At 66.3% G+C, this 4,707-nt stretch carries 5 protein-coding genes; all 5 read right to left on the reverse strand.

Features of this window, described 5'->3' with window-relative positions; genetic code table 11:
• Positions 1–250: 250 nt before the first annotated feature.
• On the reverse strand, positions 251–409 hold the full coding sequence (locus ACLN58_RS18060) for a hypothetical protein (protein ID WP_415856628.1): 159 nt from the start codon (positions 407–409) through the stop codon (positions 251–253).
• A gap of 547 nt (positions 410–956) precedes the next feature.
• Entirely contained in the window at positions 957–1,763 is an 807-nt protein-coding gene (locus ACLN58_RS18065) for an amino acid ABC transporter ATP-binding protein (RefSeq protein WP_415856629.1), read from the reverse strand.
• Entirely contained in the window at positions 1,760–2,764 is a 1,005-nt protein-coding gene (locus ACLN58_RS18070) for an amino acid ABC transporter permease (protein ID WP_415856630.1), read from the reverse strand. Before ACLN58_RS18070 ends, ACLN58_RS18065 begins: the two co-directional genes overlap by 4 nt.
• A 5-nt stretch (positions 2,765–2,769) precedes the next feature.
• Entirely contained in the window at positions 2,770–3,708 is a 939-nt protein-coding gene (locus tag ACLN58_RS18075; protein WP_415856631.1) for an ABC transporter substrate-binding protein, read from the reverse strand.
• Between the two features lie 196 nt (positions 3,709–3,904).
• On the reverse strand, positions 3,905–4,707 hold an 803-nt coding region (locus tag ACLN58_RS18080), incomplete at its 5' end, for an isochorismate synthase (RefSeq protein ID WP_415856632.1).

Genomic DNA, 4,707 nt, shown 5'->3' on the forward strand with positions numbered 1-4,707 from the left:
CGCGTGGACCGTTCCGCGCTGCGCGAGCTGCACGCGAGGGTCCGGGCGGCGGTCGCGGAGTCGGTCGCCCCCCAACACCGTATCGGGTACAGATAACTGGCCTGTAGGGGCGTTTCGGGTACAGATAACTGGTCCGGGCAAAGGAATGTCGGTTCCCTGTTCGGGTTCCGGCATTCCTTCGCCGAGATTCTTAGATCGGTAGAACGAAGTTTGCTACGCAGTTGCAGTCATCCTGCTCCGGCCGGCCCATTCACATTTGCGATTCCGGGATGCCGAATCGCCTCCCAGCGAGTGCGTGAATGGCATCGACTAAAGGCTGGTCTTCGAGCTCAACGCCCTTGTCCCCGTAAACTACGCCCCACTCGCTGCCCACTGCATCGATGTCGAAAAGCCTGAGGATCTCGCTCACGCGGAACTGATACTCGGTGGAGGTCATCCGGCGGGACGCACGGACCGGGACTGCAGCGAGCGTGCGCGCGACCTCGGACCGGGTGGGTCCGGTCATTGGGCACGCATCGCATTGGGTCCGCACCAGTCGCTCACCGCGGATGTCGTTGCCAATCCCAGTGCTGCACAGAAGCAGGCCGTGGCGAATTTTAAAGTTTTCAATGCTTCCCCCTGATTCACGATTATCCGTGGCTATCGCTGGCGGGGCGCGAGGTCTCCCTCCAACAATTTCACAGTTACAACCGGTTGGTGGCGCGTCAAGGGCAGCGTCGGTGAACCCATGAATTATGGGTTGGGATTTGCGCCCGAATGCGTGCGGCAGCATTTGTGCGTTTCTCATGCGATTTTGCGACAGGGGGCGACCATGGAGAAAACAATCTCACTGGACCTTCACCGGTATGACGCGGATTTGAGCCGCCGCCGAAGCCTTAAAGCAGGCAACCGCGCTTCCGAAGCGGCATGCTGATCGCATTCGGAAGCGCGGCCGGGTCAGGGCCTGGTGAAGGCGCTCAGAGCACCTTGCTCAAGAAGCTCTGGGTCCTGTGGTGCTGCGGGTTCGCGATCACTTCGCGGGGGTTGCCGGACTCGACCACGACGCCGCCGTCCATGAAGGTCAGGGTGTCCCCGACCTCGCGGGCGAAGCCGATCTCGTGGGTCACCACGACCATGGTCATGCCGGAGCGTGCGAGGTCCTTCATGACGTTGAGCACGTCGCCCACGAGCTCCGGGTCGAGGGCCGATGTGGGCTCGTCAAACAGCATGAGCTCGGGATCCATCGCGAGCGCCCGGGCGATCGCCACGCGCTGCTGCTGGCCTCCCGAGAGCTGGGCCGGGTAGTGGTTGGCCCGCTCGGACAGCCCCACGCGGTCGAGGAGCTCGAGGGCGCGCTTCTTTGCGGCAGCCTTGTCGTGGCCCTTGACCTGGACGGGCGCCTCCATGACGTTCTCCACGGCGGTCTTGTGGCCGAAGAGGTTGAACCGCTGGAACACCATGCCGATGTTGCGGCGCTGCTGCGCGATCTCCTTGGTGTGGAGCTCGTGGAGTTTGCCGCCCTTCTCCCTGTAGCCGATCAGTTCGTCATTGACCCAGATGCGGCCGGCGCTGATCGTCTCAAGGTGGTTGACGCAGCGCAGGAGCGTGGACTTGCCGGATCCCGAAGGGCCGATCAGCACCGACACCTCGCCCTGCCGGACGGTCATGTCGATCCCGCGCAGCACGTGGTGCTCGCCGAAGTACTTGTGGACGCCCTCGATCCGGACCAGTTCCTTGGCCGTCGGTGCGGGGGCGGCGTGCCCGGTGGTGGCGGGGGCGCTCATCGGCCACTCTCCTCGATGGTGTCGCCGGCGCCGGTCGGGCCGCCGGGAATGACTTCGGCGCCGCCGACGCCCGCCGCCGCGGCCTTCGCTGCGGCGGGATTGACGACGGCGATGCGCGTCGTGGTGTCGACGCCCTTGCCGTAATACTTCTCGATGTAGTGCTGGCCGACCATGAGGATGCTCGTGACGAGCAGGTACCAGAACGCGGCCACGATGAGCAGCGGGATCGGCTGGTACGTCCGGTTCGCGAGGGCGTTCGTGGCGAACGTCAGGTCGTACGTGAACGGCACGGCGAGGACGAGCGAGGTCGTCTTGAGCATGCCGATCGTCTCGTTGCCGGTCGGGGGCACGATGACGCGCATGGCCTGCGGCAGCACGATCCGCCACATGACCTTGGTGCCGCGCATGCCGAGCGCCTCCGCGGCCTCGATCTGGCCCTTGTCCACGGACTTGAGGCCGGCCCGGAAGATCTCCGCGAGGTACGCGGACTCGTTGAGGCCCAGGCCGAGGACAGCGGGGACGAAGCCCTTCGACGGGTCCGAGAGCGCATACGTGAACAGCTCGGGGCCGAACGGGATCCCGAGGGTGATGGCCGGGTACAGGACCATGACGAGGCCCCAGAACGTGAGCTGGGTGTAGACCGGGGTTCCCCGGAAGAACCACACCCAGAACCACGACGTCCACCGCAGGATCGGGTTGTCCGACTCGCGCATGAAGGAGAGCGCGACCGCGAGGACGATCGCGAGGACCATCGAGAGGACCGTGAGCGCGAGGGTCCACCCGACGCCCTGGATCACGTTGACGTCGCGGATGTACAGCGCGACGGTGGCCCAGCCGAAGCGGGGGTTCGTGGCGAGGCTCTGGACAGCCAGAGCCACGAGGATGAGGATGACGGCGGCCGCCACCCAGCGGCCAGGATGGCGCACCGGAACTGCCTTGATGAGTTCCGGTGCGCCGCCCTGCTTCGCGGCTTCAGTGGTTTCCGCGCGATGAGTGGTCATAACAGTCACGAGGAGACGGACGGGTTGAGCTCAGCCTTGGTGATGGCGCCATCGGCGTTGCCCCACGTGTCGAGGATCTTCTTGTACGAGCCGTCGGCGATGAGCTTGGCCACGACCTTCTGGATGAGGCCGGCGAGGGCGGTGTCGCTCTTGGCGACCGCGATGCCTTCGGGCGCGACTTCGGTCGTATCGCCGATCTTCTCGACCGCGCCCTTGGTCTGCGTGATCGCGTAGCCGACCACCGGCGAGTCGGCGGACATAGCGTCGAGGCCGCCGTTCACGAGGCGCGTGTTGAGGTCCGTCTGCTTGTCCAGCGAGACGATGTCAATGGCCTTCTTGCCGCTCGCGGTGCACTTGTCGCTCGACGCCTTGACCTCGTCGGCCTCGGTGGTGCCGGTCTGGACGCCGATCGACTTCCCGCAGAGGTCATCGACCGAGAACTTCTTCGGGTTGCCCTTCTGGACCGCCCACGAGACGCCGGCGTTGAAGTAGCTCACGAAGTTGACCGCGCCGAGGCGCTCCTTCGTGATGGTGAACGAGCTGATGCCGAGGTCGTACTTCGGGCCGAGCGCGGGCAGGATGCCCGTGAACTCGGCGGTCTGGACGTCGACCTTGAGGCCGAGGGTCGCGCCGATCGCCTTGGCGATGTCCACGTCGTAGCCCATCGGCGTGTGGTTGTCGGAGCCGCCAAGGAACTCGGCGGGGGCGTACGTCGTGTCCGCGCCGATCACGAGCGTTCCCTTGGACTTGATTGCTGCGGGCACCTGCGACGCCAGAGAGTCATCCTTCTGGACGCTGCTGGGATCGAAGCTGGCGGCCGAAGCAGAACCGCTCGGCTGGGCACCGCCACCCGTCTCAGAGGCGTTGGTGCAGGCGGTGAGCGCGAGGGCGCTGACGGCGAGGACCACAGCGCCCTTGGCGGCGAGCTTCGTGGTGAAGGTCATAGTTCGTCCCTTAGTTGAGGTAGTGGCAAACAGGTGCTAACGCGAAGGCGACATCTATCCTAACTGCTCCCCGAAGCACGGTGAGATGTGCATCACATGCAACTTTAGTTTCACCATTGGACAACGAAACGGCAGGGAGTGCAAGCCCGAATCCCGGACATCGTTCCGGGATACCGGACGCGCGGTGGAAGCAGAATCAGCGTTCTACGCCGAGCGCCTCGAGCATCGGCCTGAACTTCGCCCATGTCTCCGCGAGCTCGGCCTCGGGCAGCGACCCCTCGACGATCCCGCAGCCCGCGTAGAGCCGCGCGGCGTTCGGGCCCTCGAGGACGGCGCCCCGCAGGGCGATCCCGAACTCGCCGTTCCCGGCGCCGTCAAGCCAGCCCACGGGCCCCGCGTACGGGCCCCGGTCGAGCGCCTCGAGCTCGCGGATGAGCGCGCCCGCGACCTGGGTCGGCGTTCCGCACACCGCAGCGGTGGGATGGAGCGCGTTGACGAGGGCGAGCGGCGTGGGCACGTGCCCCTCGATCACGGCGAGCTCGGCCTTGACGTCCGAGGCCAGGTGGTAGACGTTGGGCAGCTCGAGGATGAATGGTTCATCGTGGGCGTTCAGGGCCGCGGAGAACGGCTCGAGCGCCGTCGTGAGCGATTCGATCGCGATCTGGTGCTCGTGCCGCTGCTTCGCGGACCCCGCGAGGACCCGCTCGGGGTAGCCCGGCGCCTCGCCGTCGGCCTCGCGCCGGTCAAGCGTGCCCGCAAGCACGCGCGCCTGGGCCGTCCGCCCCTCGACCTGGATGAGCATCTCGGGCGTCGCACCCACGAGCCCGTCGACCCCGTAGACCCAGCAGTCCCGGTAGGCCGACGCAAGGCGACGCAGCACGCGCTCGCGGGAGATCCCGCCGTCGTCCTCGACCACGACGTCCCGCGCGAGCACGAGCTTCTCAAGCTCGCCCGCGCGAATGTGCCGTACCCCAGACGCGACCGCGGACATCCAGCGCT

Source organism: Sinomonas sp. G460-2, from assembly GCF_047759905.1.
In the GTDB taxonomy this organism is placed as follows: domain Bacteria; phylum Actinomycetota; class Actinomycetes; order Actinomycetales; family Micrococcaceae; genus Sinomonas.